This is a genomic window from Rhodopseudomonas sp. BR0G17, from assembly GCF_010907025.1.
GTDB lineage: Bacteria > Pseudomonadota > Alphaproteobacteria > Rhizobiales > Xanthobacteraceae > Rhodopseudomonas > Rhodopseudomonas palustris_H.
The window spans coordinates 34,506-54,846 of record NZ_QUML01000034.1; the positions used below are offsets into that span (position 1 = coordinate 34,506).

At 65.9% G+C, this 20,341-nt stretch carries 21 protein-coding genes and 1 pseudogene; 9 read left to right on the plus strand and 13 right to left on the minus strand.

The window, feature by feature from the left end:
• Positions 1–14 precede the first annotated feature (14 nt).
• Entirely contained in the window at positions 15–860 is an 846-nt protein-coding gene (locus DY467_RS21055; RefSeq protein WP_246701598.1) for a hypothetical protein, read from the plus strand.
• Positions 861–863: 3 nt separating this feature from the next.
• Here DY467_RS21055 and gmk read toward each other — a convergent pair whose 3' ends face one another.
• The 8 genes from gmk to DY467_RS26565 all read right to left on the minus strand — a co-directional run bounded on the left by gmk (position 864) and on the right by DY467_RS26565 (position 8,052).
• Complete coding sequence (gene gmk / locus DY467_RS21060; protein ID WP_107344939.1) at positions 864–1,526, minus strand: guanylate kinase; 663 nt, start codon at positions 1,524–1,526, stop codon at positions 864–866.
• A 2-nt stretch (positions 1,527–1,528) separates the two neighbouring features.
• Positions 1,529–2,416, minus strand: coding sequence for a YicC/YloC family endoribonuclease (locus DY467_RS21065; RefSeq protein WP_164638734.1), 888 nt, complete (start codon positions 2,414–2,416; stop codon positions 1,529–1,531).
• 102 nt (positions 2,417–2,518) lie between these two features.
• Positions 2,519–3,775 (minus strand): endolytic transglycosylase MltG, encoded by a 1,257-nt coding sequence (gene mltG, locus DY467_RS21070; protein WP_107346635.1) that lies wholly within the window; start codon positions 3,773–3,775, stop codon positions 2,519–2,521.
• Between the two features lie 202 nt (positions 3,776–3,977).
• Positions 3,978–5,243: a beta-ketoacyl-ACP synthase II gene (gene fabF / locus DY467_RS21075; RefSeq protein WP_107346636.1), complete on the minus strand. Its 1,266-nt coding sequence runs from the start codon at positions 5,241–5,243 to the stop codon at positions 3,978–3,980.
• Between the two features lie 96 nt (positions 5,244–5,339).
• Positions 5,340–5,579: an acyl carrier protein gene (locus DY467_RS21080; RefSeq protein WP_002716125.1), complete on the minus strand. Its 240-nt coding sequence runs from the start codon at positions 5,577–5,579 to the stop codon at positions 5,340–5,342.
• Between the two features lie 303 nt (positions 5,580–5,882).
• Complete coding sequence (gene fabG / locus DY467_RS21085) at positions 5,883–6,620, minus strand: 3-oxoacyl-[acyl-carrier-protein] reductase (RefSeq protein ID WP_107344942.1); 738 nt, start codon at positions 6,618–6,620, stop codon at positions 5,883–5,885.
• A gap of 19 nt (positions 6,621–6,639) precedes the next feature.
• A complete protein-coding gene (gene fabD / locus DY467_RS21090) occupies positions 6,640–7,599 on the minus strand; it encodes an ACP S-malonyltransferase (protein ID WP_107344943.1) in 960 nt (319 codons plus the stop codon).
• A 237-nt stretch (positions 7,600–7,836) separates the two neighbouring features.
• Positions 7,837–8,052 carry a hypothetical protein gene (locus tag DY467_RS26565; protein ID WP_246701599.1) on the minus strand — a complete coding sequence of 72 codons (216 nt, stop codon included), beginning with the start codon at positions 8,050–8,052 and terminating at the stop codon, positions 7,837–7,839.
• Here DY467_RS26565 and DY467_RS21095 point away from each other — a divergent pair.
• From DY467_RS21095 to rplI, 5 genes are all read left to right on the plus strand, one after another.
• The gene (locus DY467_RS21095) at positions 8,033–9,214 is read left to right on the plus strand and encodes a diguanylate cyclase domain-containing protein (protein WP_349627672.1); all 1,182 of its coding nucleotides are present in this window, start codon (positions 8,033–8,035) and stop codon (positions 9,212–9,214) included. The two genes, DY467_RS26565 and DY467_RS21095, sit on opposite strands and share 20 nt — an antisense overlap.
• Positions 9,215–9,385: 171 nt before the next feature.
• Positions 9,386–9,862 (plus strand): 30S ribosomal protein S6, encoded by a 477-nt coding sequence (rpsF, locus tag DY467_RS21100; protein WP_107344945.1) that lies wholly within the window; start codon positions 9,386–9,388, stop codon positions 9,860–9,862.
• 5 nt (positions 9,863–9,867) lie between these two features.
• On the plus strand, positions 9,868–10,107 hold the full coding sequence (gene rpsR / locus DY467_RS21105; protein WP_011158623.1) for a 30S ribosomal protein S18: 240 nt from the start codon (positions 9,868–9,870) through the stop codon (positions 10,105–10,107).
• Between the two features lie 127 nt (positions 10,108–10,234).
• The gene (locus tag DY467_RS21110; RefSeq protein ID WP_164638738.1) at positions 10,235–11,185 is read left to right on the plus strand and encodes a hypothetical protein; all 951 of its coding nucleotides are present in this window, start codon (positions 10,235–10,237) and stop codon (positions 11,183–11,185) included.
• 35 nt (positions 11,186–11,220) lie between these two features.
• Positions 11,221–11,808, plus strand: coding sequence for a 50S ribosomal protein L9 (gene rplI / locus DY467_RS21115; protein ID WP_107344947.1), 588 nt, complete (start codon positions 11,221–11,223; stop codon positions 11,806–11,808).
• A gap of 169 nt (positions 11,809–11,977) precedes the next feature.
• Here rplI and DY467_RS21120 read toward each other — a convergent pair whose 3' ends face one another.
• From DY467_RS21120 to DY467_RS21130, 3 genes and pseudogenes are all read right to left on the minus strand, one after another.
• Positions 11,978–12,952 (minus strand): hypothetical protein, encoded by a 975-nt coding sequence (locus DY467_RS21120; protein WP_164638739.1) that lies wholly within the window; start codon positions 12,950–12,952, stop codon positions 11,978–11,980.
• Between the two features lie 307 nt (positions 12,953–13,259).
• Positions 13,260–13,567, minus strand: a pseudogene (locus tag DY467_RS21125) (class I SAM-dependent methyltransferase); the annotation flags it as partial.
• Positions 13,568–13,686: 119 nt separating this feature from the next.
• Positions 13,687–13,884 (minus strand): hypothetical protein, encoded by a 198-nt coding sequence (locus DY467_RS21130; protein ID WP_107344949.1) that lies wholly within the window; start codon positions 13,882–13,884, stop codon positions 13,687–13,689.
• 395 nt (positions 13,885–14,279) lie between these two features.
• Here DY467_RS21130 and DY467_RS21135 point away from each other — a divergent pair, with 395 nt between their 5' ends.
• On the plus strand, positions 14,280–15,776 hold the full coding sequence (locus DY467_RS21135) for a replicative DNA helicase (protein WP_164638741.1): 1,497 nt from the start codon (positions 14,280–14,282) through the stop codon (positions 15,774–15,776).
• 67 nt (positions 15,777–15,843) lie between these two features.
• The gene (gene alr / locus DY467_RS21140; RefSeq protein WP_164638743.1) at positions 15,844–17,085 is read left to right on the plus strand and encodes an alanine racemase; all 1,242 of its coding nucleotides are present in this window, start codon (positions 15,844–15,846) and stop codon (positions 17,083–17,085) included.
• A gap of 144 nt (positions 17,086–17,229) precedes the next feature.
• Here the strand turns inward: alr and DY467_RS21145 are convergent, their stop codons facing one another.
• Entirely contained in the window at positions 17,230–17,487 is a 258-nt protein-coding gene (locus DY467_RS21145) for a hypothetical protein (RefSeq protein WP_164638745.1), read from the minus strand.
• Positions 17,484–19,121, minus strand: coding sequence for a hypothetical protein (locus DY467_RS21150; protein WP_164638747.1), 1,638 nt, complete (start codon positions 19,119–19,121; stop codon positions 17,484–17,486). The genes DY467_RS21145 and DY467_RS21150 overlap by 4 nt, the downstream gene beginning before the upstream one ends.
• A 205-nt stretch (positions 19,122–19,326) precedes the next feature.
• Here DY467_RS21150 and radA point away from each other — a divergent pair.
• A partial coding sequence (gene radA, locus DY467_RS21155) for a DNA repair protein RadA (protein WP_164638749.1) occupies positions 19,327–20,341 on the plus strand: 1,015 nt, incomplete at its 3' end.

The following is a 20,341-nucleotide window of genomic DNA, read 5'->3' on the forward strand; positions in this document are numbered from 1 at the left end:
CTGCAACACCGAGCATGACGCAGCCGACGGCGCCGTCGCAATCGAATGCCGCTCCATTGCGCTCCTCCGTTGCCGATGCCCGCGCCGAATTCGCAGCGCCTCAGCAGCCGCCCACGGCCGCTCCCACGACGACCAATTCGCCGTTCCCCGCACCGGTGCTCACAGCGCCCGTGGAGGCGACACAGGCCGCGGCAACGCCTGCCCCCGCGGCCGAGCCGCCGAGCTCCCCCGCTCCCACCTCGATGAACGATCGCTGGTCGGATTCAGCGGCCGGTGGCGCTCCGGCCAATGCCGATGTCACCGACAAGCTGCGCAAGGCCGCAAAGACGACTAAGTCGGCGCCGGCATCCATCACCGAGGGATCGATGAGCGCAGGCACACTTGCCACGCTGATTGGCGCCCTGCTCGCAGCCCTCGCGGTCGCCGGCGGCATCGCGGCCGCACTCATGAAATTCGGCCGCAGTGAGCCGATCGTCCGGCGTGAGCCCGGCGGACGTCCCGACCTCTGGGCGGGCCGGACCGAACCGGTTGCAACCGACATTTACGCCAACGACTTCCGGTCGAGCCCGATCGACCTCGATGCTCCGCGACGCAAGCCGGCAACACCGCCGCCTGCCGAACACGTCGCGTCGGAGCATGATGTCGAACCGCCCGCCTGGATCAAGGCGGCCCGCGAGCGTCGTATCGCCAATGACAGCATTCGGCCGGGTGCGGCGGAGGTCGGGGCCTCAGACCTCAACAGCGCTCAGTCGCGGGCAGCATCGGAGACGGCGAGCCGATCCGTTGCGGAGCCTGCTCCGCCCGCAGCAGACGAAATCGAACAGTTGCTGGCGCTGGCGCAGAAGCGTTCTGCGGCGTGATCGTCAGCCTTCGAGCTGCTGGCGCATCCCGCGGACGAAGGCGTCCAATCCGACTTGGCGCTCTCGCTTGAGCTGCTCGGCGCGCAGGATCGAGCGCACGGACTCGAAGGCAACGCCGATATTGTCGTTGACCACGATGTAATCGTAGGCGTCGAAGTGGCTCATCTCGTCGCCGGCTTTCTTCATCCGGCCGCGGATCACGTCGTGGGAATCCTGCGCGCGGGTGTGCAGCCGATGCTCCAGCGCCTGCACGGACGGCGGCAGGATGAAGACGCTGACGACGTCGCTTCCAGCGCGACTGCGGAGCTGCTGCGTCCCCTGCCAGTCGATGTCGAACAACACATCGCGGCCGGCTGCGAGCGCGGCTTCGACCGGGGCGCGCGGCGTGCCATAGCGATTGTCGAACACGTTGGCCCATTCGAGGAATTCCCCGGCGCCGACCATCTCGTCGAATCTCGGCCGATCGACGAAGTAATAGTCGCGGCCGTCGACCTCGCCGGGCCGCATCGGCCGTGTCGTTGCCGACACCGACATCTGCAACCCAGGCATCTGCTCGACCAGCATCCGCGACAGCGTCGTCTTGCCGGCGCCGGAGGGCGACGACAGCACGAACATCAGCCCGCGCCGCTCGACACCGCTGTAGCCGCCCGCCGCTCCGTCGCTCATGATTACTCCAGATTCTGAACCTGCTCGCGGAACTGTTCGACGACGTTCTTCATCGCCAGTCCGGCATTGGTCAGCTCCAGATCGATCGACTTGGAGCAGCAGGTGTTGACCTCGCGGTTGAATTCCTGCGCGAGGAAATCGAGCCGGCGCCCGACGGCGCCACCCTTGGCGAGCATCTCGCGGCTCTGCGCGATGTGGGACGCAATGCGATCGAGCTCTTCCCGAATATCGGCTTTGGTCGCCATCATGATGGCTTCCTGATGCAGCCGATCAGGATCGAAACGGTCGGACGTATCGAGCAGCGCCGCGATCTGTTCGGCAAGACGCGCCTTGATCGCATCGGGCTTGCGGCCGGGCGCGGCCTCGGCCTGCTTGGCGAGCGCTTCCAGCTCATCCAGACGTTGAGCCAGCACCGCGCCGAGGCTCGCGCCCTCGCGCTTGCGCATCTCGATCAGGCTCTTCAGCGCTTCACCGAATGCAGTTTCGACGGCGGCGCGTGCGGCCTTCTCCTCGGCCTCGTCGGCCTCGGGCTCGACCACTTCGATGACGCCCTTGATGCCGAGCAGTCCATCGATGCTCGGCGCGACCGCGTCGACCTTGCCGGCGATCTCACTGGCAACCTTCAACACCGAGGCGAGCACATCCTGATTGATCTGGATGCCCGACACCGCGTTGGCGCGCTTGACGGTGAGATTGGCGTAGACGGTGCCGCGGGACAGCACCTCGGCGGCACGCTTGCGGACCGGCGGCTCGATATCGTCCCAGCCGGGCGGCAGCCGCATCCGGAAATCGAAGCCCTTGGCGTTCACCGACTTCAATTCCCACTCGAACACGTAGGGGCCGCTGGCACCGTGGCTACGCGCAAATCCGGTCATGCTCGATAACGACATCGCGTCACTGTCTCCGGATTTCGAGGTTTAAGAATCGCCGCGTATCGGCCGGCGGAACTTAACGCAAACTCCGCCGCGATGTGAACTGCCGGCGCGTGCAAGTTACTCGGTCGCACCGTTCGGCGTCGCGTTGCGGGCGCGGCGCTTCTGCGCGCCGTTCTTGCCGGCCTTCGGCGCCCCCGCAGGCGCGGCTGACGCGGCAGGATCCGCCGCTGGCTCAGTGGCCGGCGCGGCTGCGGCCGGCGGTGTTTCTTCCGGCGGCTCGACGGTGTCGTTCTGGAGCTGCTTTTCCTGGGCGCGGAGCTTGCCGACGTTCTTCTGGTGCACCTCGTAATTGTCGCTGAAGGCGTGACCACCGCTGCCGTCGGCGACGAAGTACAGATCGCGGGTACGAGCCGGATTGGCGGCCGCCTCCAGTGACGCGCGCCCCGGATTGGCAATCGGCCCCGGCGGCAATCCGTCGATCACATAGGTGTTGTACGGGGACGGCTGGGTGATCTCGCTGCGCTTGATCGGCCGGCCGAGCGTGCCCTTGCCGCCGACGAGTCCGTAGATGATCGTCGGGTCGGACTGCAGCCGCATCTTCTTCTGCAGCCGATTGACGAACACCGCGGCGACGCGGGTGCGCTCGTCCGGCTTGCCGGTCTCTTTCTCCACCAGCGACGCCAGCGTCACCAGCTGCTCCGGCGTCTTGATCGGCAGATCCTGACTACGACGCTCCCAGATCTCGCTGAGCACCCGCTTCTGCGCCTGCTGCAAGCGATGGATCACCTGCTCGCGCGGCGTGCCGCGGGGAAACTTGTAGGTCTCCGGCAGTAACGTTCCTTCACGCGGAATTTCCCGAATACTGCCGGTGAAGATCGGATTGTCGGACAGGCGTTCGACGATCTGCTCCGAAGTCAGTCCTTCGGGAATCGTCACCGCGTGCTGAACCACCTTGCCTTCGACGATGGTTCCGATCACGTCGCGCAGGCTGGCGCTCTTCTGAAACAGATACTCACCGGGCTTGAGTTCAGTGCGGGCGCGCAGCGCCATCACACCGCCCGCAAACACCAGCCACCCGTCTTCGATCACGCCTTCGCGTTTCAGGATCTGAGCGATGTCGTCGAGGCCCGCGCGCTGCGGGATGTTGACGACTTTGTCCTGTGCCAGCGGGCCTGGCGCTTCGAGCTTGTTCTTGCCATACACGTACAAGCCGCCGGCACCGATCATCACAACCACGATGAAGGTGATGATCGCGTTGCCGATGATCACCAGCGGATTGCGGGCATGATCGGACCGCTTCGGCGGCGGCGGAAGCTGCTCCGGCTCAAGCGCCGCACGCGGGCTTCTCGGCGAAATCGGCGGCCTTTCACTCATCGGTGCAACCTGAATCCTGTCGGCTCGCATTGGGGCCGGCGCAATCTGCACCGGCGACATTCGGGATCACGACTTCGATGCAATGTCCGGTCTGGAGTCTATCCAGGCGGATGAGGGCTGCAACCGATCATACTCCGAAACTAACGGATCGCGTAGGGTTTAGCAGCGATTGCGGCGAAACGGTGGATGAAGGCGCGCGCGTTTAGTTCGGCACGCGCTGCAACAGCAGCGACGCATTGGTGCCACCGAACCCGAAAGAGTTCGACAACGCAACGTTGATCTCGCGCGACCGCGGCTTCCACGGCACCAGATCGATCGCGGTCTCGACCGAAGGATTGTCGAGATTGATCGTCGGCGGCGCGACATTGTCGCGAATCGCCAGCACGCAGAAGATCGCTTCCACGGCACCGGCAGCGCCGAGCAGATGGCCGATCGACGACTTGGTCGACGACATCGACACACGCGATGCCGCGTTCCCCAGGAGACGCTGCGCCGCACCGAGTTCGATCTCGTCGCCGAGCGGCGTCGAGGTGCCGTGCGCGTTGATGTAGTCGATGTCCGACACCGCGATGCCGCCACGCTTGATCGCGGCGCTCATGCAACGGAACGCACCGTCACCATCCGAGCTCGGCGCGGTGATGTGATGTGCGTCGCCCGACAGACCGTAGCCGATCACTTCGGCATAGATCCGTGCGCCACGCGCCTTGGCGTGCTCATACTCTTCCAGCACGACGACGCCCGCGCCCTCGCCCATCACGAAGCCGTCGCGATCCTTGTCATAGGGCCGCGAAGCCTTGGTCGGCGCATCGTTGAAACCGGTCGACAGCGCCCGCGCGGCGGCGAAGCCGGCCATCGCCAGACGGCTGATCGGAGATTCGGTGCCGCCGGCAACCATCACGTCGGCGTCGCCGAGCGCGATCAGCCGCGCCGCATCGCCGATCGCATGCGCGCCGGTCGAGCACGCGGTGACGACCGCGTGGTTCGGACCCTTGAGGCCGAATTCGATCGAGACGTAGCCCGACGCCAGATTGATCAGGCGGCCGGGAATGAAAAACGGAGAGATCCTGCGCGGGCCGCGCTGCTCGAGCAGCAGCGCCGTCTCGGCGATGCCCTGCAGACCACCGATGCCGGAGCCGATCAGCACGCCCGAGGCGCAGCGCTCTTCTTCGGTGGAGGGACGCCAGCCGGCGTCATCGAGCGCCTGACGCGCCGCCGCCATCGCATAGACGATGAAGTCGTCGACCTTGCGCTGGTCTTTCGGCTCCATCCATTGATCAGGATTGAAGGTGCCGTTGGTACCGTCACCACGCGGAATAATGCAGGCGATCTGGCTGGCGATATCCGACACGTCGAACGCGTCGATCTTGCGTGCACCGCTTTCGCCGGCAAGCACGCGGCTCCAGGTTGGTTCGACGCCGCAGCCCAGCGGCGACACCATGCCAAGGCCCGTGACGACAACCCGTCTCATCTCCAGCACTCCGGCGTAGAATGCGCGATGCAAAATAAGAAGCCGGTGGACCGCTTTTGTGCGGTCCGTCCGGCTTCCATCACACCGCGCGGAGCGTCAGCTCTTTGCGTTCTTCTCGAGAAACTTGGTGGCGTCGCCGACGGTGAGAATCGTCTCGGCGGCATCGTCCGGAATTTCGCAGCCGAACTCTTCTTCGAACGCCATCACGAGTTCGACGGTGTCGAGGCTGTCGGCGCCGAGATCGTCGATGAAGCTGGCGCTATCGACAACTTTCTCGGGTTCGACACCAAGGTGTTCGACCACGATCTTCTTAACCCGCTCGCCAATCTCACTCATCTATTTAACCCCGTGCTGTTCCGTTTCGACCCGACCGACAGACGATACGAGCCATCGTGGTGCGTCAACTCGCTAAGTTCCCGTCGCATCGCGAAGTGTGTTGATTTTGCCCCCGTCCCCGGGTCGAAGCCGACCACCCGGGCGGCAAGCTCCCCATCGCCAATATACAGGGTTTGGACATCCTGCAATGGCCTTCTTTGCTTGTCCGCCAGTGGTTCGGTTATCATACTTCCGATGCATTGACCACAAGCCCGCGGCGACTGCGGGGGACCGCGTGCGCCGCCACAAGCTCGCAGATTGCTGTCAGATCATCGCCATCCCGCCGTTGACGTGAATGGTCTGACCGGTGACGTAGGCGGCCTCATTTGAACTGAGATAAACCGCCGCAGCCGCAATGTCGTCCGGCGTGCCGAGCCGGCCGGCCGGCACCTTGCCGAGAATCGCCTCGCGCTGCTTGTCATTGAGAACGTCAGTCATCGGCGTCGCGATGAAGCCCGGCGCAATGCAGTTCGCCGTGACGTTGCGCTTGGCGTATTCGGCGCCGATCGTCTTGATCATGCCGATCAAGCCCGCCTTCGAGGCCGTGTAGTTGCCCTGCCCCGGATTGCCGGTGACGCCGACCACCGAAGTGATCGCGATGATGCGGCCGAACTTCTTGCGCATCATCAGCTTGGTGGCGGCACGCGTCAGCCGGAAGGTCGCGGTCAGGTTGACCTTGATCACCTCGTCCCAATCCTCGTCGCGCAATTGCACGAACAGATTGTCGCGGGTGATACCTGCGTTACATACCAGGATGTCGAGCCCGCCCATGGCCTCGGCCGCAGCCGGCACCAGCGCCTCGACGTCCGCCGCATCCGACAGATTGCAAGGCAGCACGTGCACGCGTTCGCCGAGCTTACCGGCCAGCGCGTCGAGCGCCTCGCGCCGCGTACCGGAGATCGCCACGGTGGCACCCTGGCCGTGCAGCGCCTGAGCGATCGCGCCGCCGATGCCGCCGGTTGCGCCGGTGACCAGCGCGGTTCTGCCTGTCAGATCGAACATCTCGCCTCCTTGTGCCGGCTTATGCCGAGCGTCCGGCCGCCAGCGCGTCTTTCGCCGACGCGATGTCGTTGGGGCCACCTACGGAAATACCAGTCGCGCCATCCGCGATCCGCTTCACCAGGCCGCTCAGCACCTTGCCGGCGCCGATCTCCAGAAACTGGTTCACGCCCTGTGACGCCATGAAGGCAACCGACTCGCGCCAGCGCACAGTGCCAGTGACCTGCTCGACCAGGCGGCGGCGGATTTCATCCGGATCGGTGATCGGCGACGCCAGAACGTTGGCGACCAGCGGCGCCGCCGGGGCCTTGATGGTGACGCCCGCGAGCGCCTCGGCCATGGCTTCCGCCGCTGGCTGCATCAGCGAACAATGGAACGGAGCGGACACCGGCAGCAGCATCGCACGCTTGGCACCCTTGCCCTTGGCGATCTCGACCGCGCGCTCCACCGCATCCTTATGACCGGAGACGACGACCTGTCCGCCGCCATTATCATTGGCGGCCTGGCACACCTGACCCTGCGCGGCTTCGGCCGCCACGGCGACGGCGGTGTCGTAATCAAGGCCGAGCAGCGCGGCCATCGCGCCGACGCCGACCGGCACCGCCTTCTGCATTGCCTGACCACGGATCCGCAGCAGCCGCGCCGTATCGCTCACGCTCAGGCTGCCGGCCGCCGCCAACGCGGAATATTCGCCGAGCGAATGACCGGCCACGAAAGCCGCATCCTTGCCGACCGACACACCGGCTTCAGCCTCCAGCACGCGCATCGTCGCCAGCGACACCGCCATCAGCGCCGGCTGCGCGTTCTCGGTGAGCTGCAGCGTTTCGGCCGGACCTTCCCAGATGATCGAGGTCAGCTTTTCGCCGAGCGCAGCGTCGACTTCGTCGAACACCGCCCGCGCCGCCGGGAAGGCTTCGGCGAGCGCCTTGCCCATGCCCACGGCCTGGGACCCCTGCCCCGGAAAAGTGAATGCTGCGGTCATCTGGATTCCTGAACCTGTCTCTGAAGTCGGGGCCGTAAGACACCGCCCGGCCCCGTCGTGTCAAGTTGACTGCTGTCTAACATCCTTTCGAACAGCCCTGTGACTCACAGGCTTGTTGTCATCGTCTCGGCAACGCCTCACAGGGTCGAACGGCCGGCATCTGCGAAATGCATTTACCGTACAGGAAGGTGCGTACGACTTTTAAGGAACCCATCAACGCTTTCCCGGCTACCGCTATCACCAGCACAGCGGACGATTATTCCTCATGCGATTGATCAGCGAACGATACTGGCCTTCGACAAATGCGAGCTTTTTGCGCGCAATCGGCCCATCCAGTCCGATCATCACTTGGCTGATCAGCGGCCCGCAGCCGCAGCCCGCCTCGATCGTTCGCAAATTGCTGCTGCATACGCAGACCAGGAAGCGGACGCTGGTGCTGGCGATCTTCTCCACAACTCTGATGGCCGCGGTGGTCGCCGCCACCACCGGCGCAATCTGGGCGATGGTCTGGCTCGCGGTCGAACTCGGGTTCGGTGCAGCACGCTACTCCGCGCTTGCTGCATTGCAGCGCGACGAAGCGGCCGGTCGCCCCGGCAATGCGGTCCTGCCGCTCTATCTCGGCATGTCCTGGGCGATTTGCTACGGAATTGGTTGCGGGCTTTGCGCTATCTCCGGCGAGTGGCTGCTGATTTTGATGGCGGGCATCTTCATCTCCGGCCTTGCGGGCGGGATCTCGTCCCGCAACTCGGGCACGCCGCGCTACGGAATTACGCTGATCTATCTGCTCGGCACGCCCTACAGCGTGGCGATGGTGCTGTCGCCGCTGCCCTATATGTACATCGTCGGACTGCTCGTTCCGATCTGGGGCCTGGGCATGGCTCTCGTCCTGCTCGAGAATTACGAGGTGCTGCTCAACCTGTTTCTCTCCGAGCGGAAGAATCGCCGTCTCGCCAACTACGATTCTCTCACCGGGCTTCCCAACCGCGTGCTGAAGCGGCAGCGGTTCGAACGGTTGCTGCGCGGCGCTGATGCGGCCGGCCACCAGCCGCTCACCGTGTTCTGTCTGGACCTCGACGGCTTCAAGAGCGCCAACGACCGGTTCGGGCACGCCGTCGGCGATGCCGTGCTCGTTTCGGTCGCGGAGCGGCTCCGCAGCAGCGTCCGCGAGCAAGATCAGGTGTTTCGCGTCGGCGGCGACGAATTCGTCGTGCTGCTGCCGGGAACACGGACGGACGATGCGGCTCCCGTCGCGCAGCGAATCATTGCGGCGATTGCCGAGCCGTTCGAATTGGCGGGCCACGGCCGGCTCGACATCGGCGTCAGCATCGGCGCGGCAACCTTCCCGAAGGATGGCGCGACGGTCGACGACCTGCTCCGGACCGCCGATATTGCCATGTATGAGGCCAAACGTCAGGGAAAGGGCCGGTTCGTGGCATCCAGCCTCACCGGCACAGCCGCTCGAGCGCCCGCACCCGCTACCGCCAACCTGGCTCTCCCCTCGAGACGCCGCGCACTGGAATCGGCCGACCGGTGGCCGAAACGGCAGCTTCAGTCCCTTGCCAAGGCGACCGAAATCCGTATAACGGCGCATCCGCAGATCCCGGCCGGGAGCTGAACGGACGGTCTCACCATGATCTCCCCTGGGCTTTATCTCCCTTGGCGATTTTGATGCGGCAGGGCCAGTCGGCTCGTCGTCCCGTGCTTCCGCCTTCTGAGCAGTCGAGTCCTTTCCGAAGGGTTCGAAGGGCTTGCCGCCGGTTCTGCGCTAACACGAGAAAGGACAGCCATGCCTCTTTATGAGCATGTATTTTTGGCGCGCCAGGATGCCAGCGCCCAGCAGGTCGAAGAGCTCACCACCCAGATCACCGGCGTGATCGAAGGTCTCGGCGGCAAGGTCACCAAGACCGAGTCGTGGGGCCTGCGCTCCCTGACCTACCGCATGAACAAGAACCGCAAGGCGCATTTCGTGCTGCTGAACATCGACGGCCCGGCCGCGGTGGTCGCCGAGATCGAGCGCCAGGAGCGGATCAACGAAGACGTCATTCGTTATCTGACGGTGCGCGTCGACGAACACGAGGAAGGCCCCTCGGCGATGATGCGCAAGGCCGATCGGGATCGCGAACGCGACGACCGTGGCCCCCGCGAGGGTGGCTTCCGCGGTGATCGCGAAGGCCGTGGCGACCGCGACGGTTTCCGTGGCGATCGTGGTCCGCGCCGTCCGCGTGAAGACGCCGACGCCCCCGCAGCAGCAGTCGAGGAGTAAGCATCATGGCTGAAGCAGGTGCACGCCGTCCGTTCTTCCGCCGCCGCAAGACCTGCCCGTTCACGGGAGCGAATGCGCCGAAGATCGATTACAAGGACTCCAAGCTGCTGATGCGTTACGTCTCTGAGCGCGGCAAGATCGTGCCGAGCCGCATCACCGCCGTGTCCGCCAAGAAGCAGCGCGAGCTCGCGCGCGCCATCAAGCGCGCCCGTTTCCTCGGTCTGCTGCCCTACGTGATCCGCTAATCGAAGCAGCCCCGCGGCGTTCGCGCCGCGGGGCTCTCCTCTTTTTTCTCATAAGGCTTCCGGGTCGTCCGGTCGCCGATGGTTGGGGCGAAACGCCTCTAACCGCTCGAAGGGAGCGGGACAGCTGATGATGGTCAACATTCTGATCGCGCTCGCCGCCGGCTGTGCTTCGGCGCTGATGTTCGTCTCGATCGTTTCGGGCGCGCTGATCTCCCTGCTGCTGTTCTATCTGGCACCGCTGCCGCTGATGGTGGCCGCGCTCGGCTGGGGCGTGCTCGCCGCCGCGATCGGCGGTCTGGTCGCCGCCATCGGCCTCGCTGCGCTGGTCAGCTTCTCCTACGCCATCGCATTTGTCGTGACGATCGCCGTGCCGGCCTGCTGGCTTGGTCATCTCGCGCTGCTGGCGCGCCCCGCGGAAGCCGCGCAGGGCGAAACGCCCACGCTGGAATGGTACCCGGTCGGCCGCCTGGTGGTGTGGATGGCCGGCTTTGCCGCCACCACCACGATGGCCGCTCTGTTCACGCTCGGCACCGACGGCGCCGCCATCAATGACGGCCTTCGCAACGGCCTGCAGCGCGCGCTCGGTCCGCGCAGCACGCCCGGCAGCGACGCCGCGCTGGTCGACGCGCTGGTGGCGATCGCGCCGCCTGCCGCCGCCACGGTGGCGATGGTGACGCTCACGCTCAATCTGTGGCTGGCTGCAAAGATTACCTCCGCTTCCAACCGCCTCGGCCGGCCGTGGCCGGATCTGCGCACCGTGACGCTGCCGCCGATGACCCTGGCGGTGTTGTCGCTGGCGCTGGCACTCAGCTTCGTCGGCGGCCTGACCTCGATGTTCGGCAAGACCGCCAGCGCGGCGCTGTTCGTTGCCTATGGGCTCACCGGTGCGGCGACCCTGCACACGCTGACGATGGCGTCGCGCAGCCGACTGTTTCTGCTCAGCTCGACCTACGCGTTGATGCTGATCTTCCTGTGGCCCGCCGTCGGCCTGATCGCCCTCGGGCTCGGCGACGCCTTCCTCAATCTACGGCAGCGCTACTTCGAGCGCCGCTCAATGCCGCCTCCCCCTACTCACTAGTTCAACGTCTTTCGCAAACACACGAGGAGATCATCATGGAAGTCATTCTACTGGAACGTGTCGCCAAGCTCGGTCAGATGGGCGAGCTGGTCCGCGTCAAGGACGGTTTCGCGCGCAACTTCCTGCTGCCGCGCGGAAAGGCGCTGCGCGCCACCGCCGCCAACCGCGAGAAGTACGAGCACATGAAGGCCGATCTCGAGGCGCGTAACATCGCCGCGAAGGCCGAAGCCACCAAGGTCGCGGAGAAGATCGAAGGTCAGAACGTGGTGGTGATCCGCCAGGCGTCGGAAGGCGGCCAGCTGTTCGGTTCAGTGTCGGTGCGCGACATCATCGCCAGCTTCGACGGCCAGGGCGTCAAGATCGATCGTAGCCAGGTGCTGCTCGACGCCCCGATCAAGACCATCGGCAAGCACTCGATCCAGGTCGCGGTGCATCCGGAAGTCGAAGTCGAAGTGTCGGTCACCGTGGCGCGCAGCGCCGAGGAAGCCGAGCGCATCAACCGCGGTGAAGACATCTCGACCCGCCGCGAGGACGAAGACGCCGCCGCCGAGGCGCTGGCCGCCGCCGGCGAGTTCTTCGATCCGGACGCGGAGTTCGGCGAAGAGCAGCCGGCCGAGCAGTAAGCCTCGCCTGCAGCCGACCATTTCCGGAGCCCGGCCTGAGCAATCAGGCCGGGCTTTTTGTTGCCCACTCATAGGCCGGGCACACTCTCCAGAACCAAGCCTTGGCTGCCGACCAACGAAAAAGGGCCGCGCATCGCGCGGCCCTTTGATCGTCAGAACACCTGAGTGGTTATTTCGAGGCCGGCACGTCGCCCGATCCGGACGGCGCCTGCGCGGGCGGCGGCACCACTTCGGTCGACGGCGCCGATGGCGTTTCCGACTGTCGAGCCGGCGGACCGGCCGGTGACGGCGGCGGAGCAGCCGGCTTCGGCGTCGCGGCGGCCGGCGCAGCAGATTCGGGCGCCTTGGTCTCGGACGGAGCCGCCGGCTTGGCCGGCTCAGGCTCCGCAGCCTTCGGCGCCGGGGTCACCGCAGGCACCGGATCGGTGCGTGCGGGAGTTTCGGCCGCCGGCGCCGCAGCGGGCTTGCCCGCTCCATGCTTCGGATCAGCGCCGGCCTCGCCGTTCTTGGGCTCGGCCGCAGGCGCCTCCGGCTTGGCGGCTTCGGGTTTGGCAGCTTCGGGCTTGGCGGCTTCGGGCTGAGCCGCCGGCTTCTCGCGCAGCCGCTTCTTGTCGCGGCGCTTCTTGGTCGGCTTGGCTTCCGGCTCAGGCGCGGCGGTCGGTTCTGCTTCGGCGCCCGGAGCCGGAGCTGCGCTCTCCGCCGGAGGCGCAGCCTCGACTGGAGCGGCACGGCGCTTGGACTTGCGACCGCGCTGAACCTTGGGCTCTTCCGCCTGCGGCGCCGGCGCAGCCTCGTCCGGAGCAACCGCTTCGGGAGCGCCGCGGCGCTGGCGCCGCTGCTTCGGCTCGGCAGGTCCATCCTGCCGGCTGCGAGCGTCGGTGGCGCCGTTCGACACCAGATAGGCGCCGAGCGCCGACGCCATTTCGGCGCTGGTGGTGTAGTGCTGTCTCAGGAACGACCCGACCGCATTCGGCGGCACGGTGCGGAGCAGACCCCGAGGGCTCTTATGGCAGACCGAGCAGGTGCTCGCGAAGATCTGTGCCGAGCTCTTGCCCGCCTCTAAATTCTGGGCCCGGGCGGGCTGCGCGACGGTGATCCCAAGCGCGAGCAGTACCGCTACCGAACTGAGCAATCGGCTTACCATTTAGCCCTCCGATGCAAACAATCGCCGCTGGAGCGGCGGTGACCTTTTAGCGAATTGTGAGATGATTGGAAGGGACAGATGGAACATCACCGTGCATGAAATGAGGCAGCTGATCAGCCTGATGGTCATGACGCGGATGTTACCTGTGAACGCTTCGGCCGTGGCCGGGTCACAGCGATAAGAGCAGAGCTTCACGGCCGCCGTTGATGCAGCCGAGGCGCCGCTTCGCTGTCGGCGTCCGGTTTTGGGGCAAGTCGATGGACGGAGTATTTCGTCTGCTGCTCGGCCGCTTCATCCAAAGCGGCACCACGAACCGCGCGTCGTATGAGCGTTCGGCTTCCTCCCGATGCTTTAGGAAGTGCTGGCGCCAGGCTTTGAACCTCTCGGCGTAATGCAGCCGCAGGATTTCGATGTCGTACCCGAGAAGTCCGGCGCGTTCGTTAGCGGCAACACCTTCGAGAGGGCCGGCAGGCAGCCGCCCGGGAAGATGTATTTGGCGAGCCAAGGATAGGTGAAACCGGGGCCATCGGAGCGGCCGATCGAATGCCGCTGCATCACGCCGTCTTCCTTGAGCAATTCGGCACGGCGGCGGAAGTAGGTGTCGTAGTGATCAACAGTCGATCACTCGCGACGATATCGCGGCGGGGGAGAAACGACTTCGCGGGATTGAAAGCAGCCGCAAGCCGCGGCTGCAACTCGCCGGCGAGGAAACCCGCCGGGCAGTGTTGGAATTCTCAGCTGACGAGACGGACCGGATCCTCATGGTCCGGCGCCAGGGGCAGCGGGCGTGCCAGATGAGCCTCGGCAGCGCACAGCAGTTCGCGGTCGCAAGGCCGATGCTCGGCCTCTTCAGCCGAGGCGCGCTCGAAGGAATCGATCAGCGAAGTCAGCCAATCGCGGTCGGAGTGGTCGTGGCAATACTGCTGCGCCATCTGCTCTGTCCATCATCCGAGGAGCCTCGCTAGCCGTTGCGAAGTCCTCGACGCTCTTGCCCTGTCCCGCGTCACCTTGTTCGAGTGCATCCCTCAGGGAGCCTCAGTGATCGCGTCTTGCCGCTATCCTCGCCGAAAATTCTTACGAATCCCCGACTGGAGCGGATCGATCTGTCTCGACCGTCCATTTTGAACTGTCGCCCCACAGCGCCGCGAGGTTCAATTCGGCCCCCACGCCGCCGGAACGCGTCAAGCACGGGTGATGGCGGCTGTTGCGGTCATCCACATCCTTGTCGCGCTGGTGCATAACGCGCGATTGCGGCTTTCGCTCCCGAGCAAATCGGCGCTTTAGTCGCGCCCCGCATCCGACAAATTCGACCCGATATTCGAGAGCTATGGCCGCATCTGATTCGAACGTTCTGAAGCTCGCGCCGGAACCCGGCGCGCCGGCTTTCCGGACCGCGCCGCACAACATCGAGGCCGAGCAGGCCTTGCTGGGCGCGATCCTGGTCAACAATGACGCGTTCTACCGGGTGTCGGACTTCCTCGAGCCGAAGCACTTCTTCGAGCCGATCCACCAGACCATCTTCGAGACCGCTGCCAGCATCATCCGCGCCGGCAAGATCGCCACCCCGGTCACGCTGAAAACGTTCCTGGCGGCCGATCTGGATCTCGGCGGCCTGACGGTCGCGCAATACCTGGCGCGCCTCGCCGCCGAAGCCACCACGATCATCAACGCCCAGGACTACGGGCGGACCATCTACGAGCTGTCGCTGCGCCGCGATCTGATCGGCATCGGCACCGACATGGTCAACGTCGCCTTCGACGCGCCGGTCGACTTCGCGCCGAAGAACCAGATCGAAGACGCCGAGCGCCGGCTGTACGAACTGGCGGAATCCGGCCGCTATGACGGCGGCTTCCAGAAATTCTCCCAGGCGCTGACCACCGCCGTCGACATGGCGGCGAAGGCGTTCCAGCGCGACGGAAAACTGTCGGGTATCTCCACCGGACTGCGCGACCTCGACACCCGGATGGGCGGTCTGCAGCACTCCGACTTGATCGTGCTCGCCGGCCGTCCCGGCATGGGCAAGACCGCACTCGCCACCAACATCGCCTACAACGTCGCCAAGGCCTATCGCGGCGAAGTGCAGCCGGACGGCTCGACCAAGACCGTCAATGGCGGCATCGTCGGCTTCTTCAGTTGCGAAATGTCGGCCGAACAGCTCGCCACCCGTATTCTCGCCGAGCAGGCCGAGATCGCGTCGAGCAAGATCCGCCGCGGCGGCATCTCGGAAGCCGACTTCGACAAACCCCGGGACGTGTCGATCGAGCTGCAGTCGCTGCCGCTCTTCGTCGACGAAACCGGCGGTCTGTCGATCGCCCAGCTCACCGCCCGCGCCCGCCGCCTGAAGCGGCAAAAGGGCCTCGACATGATCGTGGTCGACTACATCCAGCTGCTGCAGGGCTCCAGCAAGAAGGGCGACAACCGCGTCCAGGAAGTCACCGAGATCACCACCAGCCTGAAAGCGCTCGCGAAGGAATTGAACGTTCCCGTCATCGCGCTGTCGCAGCTCTCGCGTCAGGTGGAATCCCGCGACGACAAGCGCCCGCAGCTTTCCGACTTGCGTGAATCCGGTTCGATCGAGCAGGACGCCGACGTCGTGATCTTCGTGTTCCGCGAGGAATACTATCTGCAGAACAAGGAGCCGCGGCCCGGTACGCCCGAGCACGAGAAGTGGGCGACCGACATGGAGCTGGTGCACGGCAAGGCCGAAGTGATCATCGCCAAGCAGCGTCACGGTCCGACCGGCACCGTCGATCTGCAGTTCGAAGGTCAGTTCACCCGCTTCAGCGATCTCACCGACGACAGCCATCTGCCCGAACGGATTTGATGCCGAAGCGGATCTGAGCCGCGCCGGCCGCCGTTGAACGCGCTGCAGGCAACGCATAAGGTGCGCCATGCATATCCTTCCCGATCCGAACGCCACCGTCGCCGAGTTATTGACGCCGGAGGCGGGCAAAGCTGCTGAGTTCGCCGCGGTCAACGCGGCAGCAACCGGCATTCTCACCGTCGATCTCGACGCGCTGGTCGCGAACTGGCGCAAGCTCGAGAAGACCGCCATCCCCTCCGAATGCGCCGGCGTCGTCAAAGGTGACGCCTATGGCTGCGGCGCCGGTCCCGTCACCAAGGCGCTGCTGGCGGCCGGCTGCAAGACCTTCTTTGTCGCCACGCTGAGCGAAGCACGCGTCGTGCGCGAAGCCGCACCCGAGGCGACGCTGTACGTGCTCGATGGGTTCTTCCCGAACTCCGGCGACGAATTCGCCAAGCTGAACTGCCAACCGGTGATCGGTGATCTGTACGAACTCGCCGAATGGGACGTGTTCTGCCGCCGCACCGGCTGGCGCGGCGGTGCGGCGCTCCACATCGACACCGGCATGAGCCGGCTCGGCCTGACCGTCGTCGAGGCGCAAGGCATCGTGCCGCGCATCATCGCCGGTGACCATGGCATCACGCTGGTGATCAGCCACCTCGCCTGCGCCGATCTCGTCAACCATCAGCTCAACGCCAAGCAGGCGGCGGCATTTCGCGAGATCGCCGGTCAATTCGCCGGCGTGCCGGCGTCACTGTCGGCGTCGTCAGGCATCTTCCGGGGTCCGCAGTTCGCGTTCGATTTGGTCCGCCCCGGCGCGGCGCTGTACGGCATCAATCCCACGCCGGAAGCCGACAATCCGATGCAGCCGGTGGTCGACCTGAAAGCGCGGATCGTCCAGGTCCGCAGCGTCGAACGCGGCGACACCGTCGGCTACGGCGCGACCTGGAGCGCACGGCGCCCGAGCAAGATCGCGGTGGTGTCGGCAGGCTATGCGGACGGTTACTTCCGCGCCGCCGGCTCGAGCGACGGCACCCGTGGCGCCGACGTGATCATCGCCGGCCAGCGCTGTCCGATCGCCGGCCGGATCTCGATGGATCTGCTCGCGGTCGACGTCACCGACCTGCCCGCCAACGCCGCGCGCCGCGGCATGATGGCGACCCTGATCGGCGACGGCATCACCGCCGACGAACTCGGCCATCACTTCGGCACGATCGGCTACGAAGTGCTCACCAGCCTCGGCCGGCGCTACACCCGGATCTACAAAGGCGGCGACGCCAAGCCAGCGACCGAACCGCCAGCGGTCGAGCCGGTGGCACCGGCGAGCTGAGAGCACGCCACCCGCCAACGTCATTGCGAGCGAAGCGAAGCAATCCAGTCCCGCGCACAGCACTGGATTGCTTCGTCGCTGCGCTCCTCGCAATGACGTGGAGATGATCTGCGGAAATCATGAGCGCGCGCGTGCAGGTGCGGCTCAATCCTCGTGGACCAGAAACAGAAAGCCGGTGATCGCCGCCATGAAGGCGAATGATCCGGCGACGCCGACCACGAAGATGATCCGCACCAAAGTCGGCGCCTCGCTGGTCGCGATCACGCTCGACAGACCGAAGTAATTGTTGAACAGCACGAGGCCGGCGAACAGCGCGCCGAACGCCGCGCCCATGCCGAAATGGCCGGCGACCTGACGCCACTTGCGGCGTTCGTAATCGCTATCGTGACGGCGCGGGGTCATTGCACCGGCGAGCTTAGCTCACCGGCATGAACGCGGCCAGCGGAACCCGGCTCGGCCTTCGGCGGCGTCACGCGATACAGCGCGACATAATTGCCTCGATAGACCGGCGACAGCTCCGGCGACGGCGCCGTGGCCGGCGGCTCCAGCATCAGCACCGCGTCGAAGCGATGCGGCCAGTCGGCGAGATACGTCTTGCAGCGGTGCCCCGCCTGCCCGACCTGCAGCGACGCCGTCTCCATCAACAGCGCCAGCTCCACCGGCTCGCACAGCGGCGCCGCATAGGACGCGAAGGCCGGCTTCACCACCAGCGGCTGCTGCGTGGCGTCGGCGAACATCAGCGGCCAGAACGCGCGCCGCTCGATCGTCAGCAGCGCGCCGACGTGGTTGTCGAGCGGAAAGTAGCGGGCCAGCGCGCGTCCGGCCTGCGCCGCGGCAATGATATCGACTTCGCGGCCGCGGGCCATCAGCACCCGCTCGCCAGGTTCGACATGGGCGATCGCAGCGCGCAGTTCGGCGAGATCGCGGCGATGGTCATACCAGTCCTGCGCCACATAGGCCGAGCGCCCGGCCATCAATGCGATCACCAGCGCCGCCACCGCCGCAGCCCGCCGCGGCGAGAGCTGTGGCAGCATGCCGGCGAACAGCAGCACGGCCGCCATCACCGCGAGGCGGATGTCGAGAAAGCTGCCGCCCTTGTACATCGCCGGCACGATCACAAAGCCCGCCGCCAGCACTACCAGAGTCAGCGGCAACGCCGGCGCCACCCCCGCGCCGCGGATCGCCAGCCCCAGCGTGATCAACAACGCAGCGACGCTCAGCATCGTCACGACTTCACTGGTCGTCATCACCGGCGCAAACAGGTCCCACAGCTTGGCGAGGCCTCGCCATGGCCCGACGCCGGCGCCGGCTTCGGAGAGCGGGCTCGCCAGATACAGCGCACCCGCGGGAGCGAGCGCGAGCGCCAGCAGAAGTGCCGAGACAGCCATCTTGCCAAACACCGGCGCGCGATCCCGCCGGGCCCGCACGATCCGCGCCATCTCTTCGCTGCCGATCAGAAGCGCGAACAGCGCGACACCGAAGATGTGCGAGAAGAACGTCAAAGCGGCGAAAGCAGCGCCGATCACCACGGCTGTCACGTTGCGGTTACGCCGGCGCAGCGCGATCCAGGCGGCCGCGCCGATCAGCGCCAGGCCGAGCGACAGCAGGAAGTTCATGAAGCCTAGAAAGAACACCGCATTGTAGGCGACGACGCCGGAGGCGAGCGACCAATACGAGAACCGGCCGAACACCACGCGGTGATACACGATGGCGCCGATCACCGGCATCAGCAGGCTGAGCGCCAGCAGGATGCGGCCGCCGACGTGAACGCTCGACACTTTCAGCAGCGCCGCACCGATCACGTCCATGCCGAGATTAGGCAGGATCCGCCAATGCGGCGCGTACACCTGCGATAGGAATGGATCGTCCGGATGCGCCAGCACGAAGTAGCGCGCCAGATGATTGGGATAGTCGAGCACCGGCGGCACATCGACCATCAGCAACGGCACCAGCAGCACCACGAGAAGCGCAGCCGCCGCGGCCCACCAGCCAAGCGTCGGTCCGCCGCCCGGCGCGGCATCGGCAGCCTTGATCATCACGCGCAGTCCCTCGCCCCATGTCTGTTCGCGGCGGATCATCGCGGCCGCGGGTTAGCACCAGGTCAATGCAACCTGTGAAAGGTGGCTGGCGATCGCCTTCAATCGATCGCGGCGACTTGCATCTGGAACAAAAAGCGAACATATTCGGCGACTGCCAGGCCGTCTTCGTGTCGGGCGCTTTCTTCCCATCCACGTGGACGTCATGGCCAAAGCTTCCTCTTCCTTCGTCTGTCAGAACTGCGGCGCGGCGTTCAATCGCTGGCAGGGCAAGTGCGAGGCTTGCGGCGAGTGGAATACGCTGGTCGAGGAAGCCGGTGACAACGCGGTGCCGGTGTCGATCCGCGCCAAGCGGCGCGGCCGGACGTTCAAGCTGGAATCGCTGGCCGGCAAGAGCAACGACGCCCCTCGCCTGCCGTCGGGCATGGCGGAGCTCGACCGTGTCACCGGGGGCGGCTTCGTGCGCGGCTCGGTGCTGCTGGTCGGCGGCGATCCGGGCATCGGCAAGTCGACGCTGCTGACGCAGGCGACCAGCCTGATGGCCAAGGCCGGACACCGCACCGTTTACATCTCCGGCGAAGAAGCGATCGCCCAGGTGCGGCTGCGCGCCGAACGGCTCGGGCTCGCCTCAGCGCCCGTCGAGCTCGCGGCCGAGACCTCCGTCGAGGACATCATCGCGACGCTGTCGGAAGGCGCGACGCCGAAGCTGATCGTGATCGACTCGATCCAGACGATGTGGACCGACACCGTCGAATCCGCACCCGGCACGGTGACCCAGGTCCGCGCCTCGGCGCAGGCGCTGATCCGCTTCGCCAAGAAGACCGGCGCGGCGATCATCCTGGTCGGCCACGTCACCAAGGACGGCCAGATCGCCGGCCCCCGCGTGGTCGAGCACATGGTCGACGCGGTGCTGTCGTTCGAAGGCGAAGGCTCGCAGCAGTTCCGCATCCTGCGCTCGGTGAAGAACCGCTTCGGCCCGACCGACGAGATCGGCGTGTTCGAAATGACCGGCCTGGGCCTGCGCGAAGTCAGCAACCCGTCGGAGCTGTTTCTGTCGGAGCGCGACCTCGGCTCGCCGGGCACCGCGGTGTTTGCCGGCATCGAAGGCACCCGGCCGGTGCTGGTGGAATTACAGGCACTGGTGGCCCCCTCGACGCTCGGCACGCCGCGGCGCGCGGTGGTCGGATGGGATTCGGCAAGGCTGTCGATGGTGCTTGCGG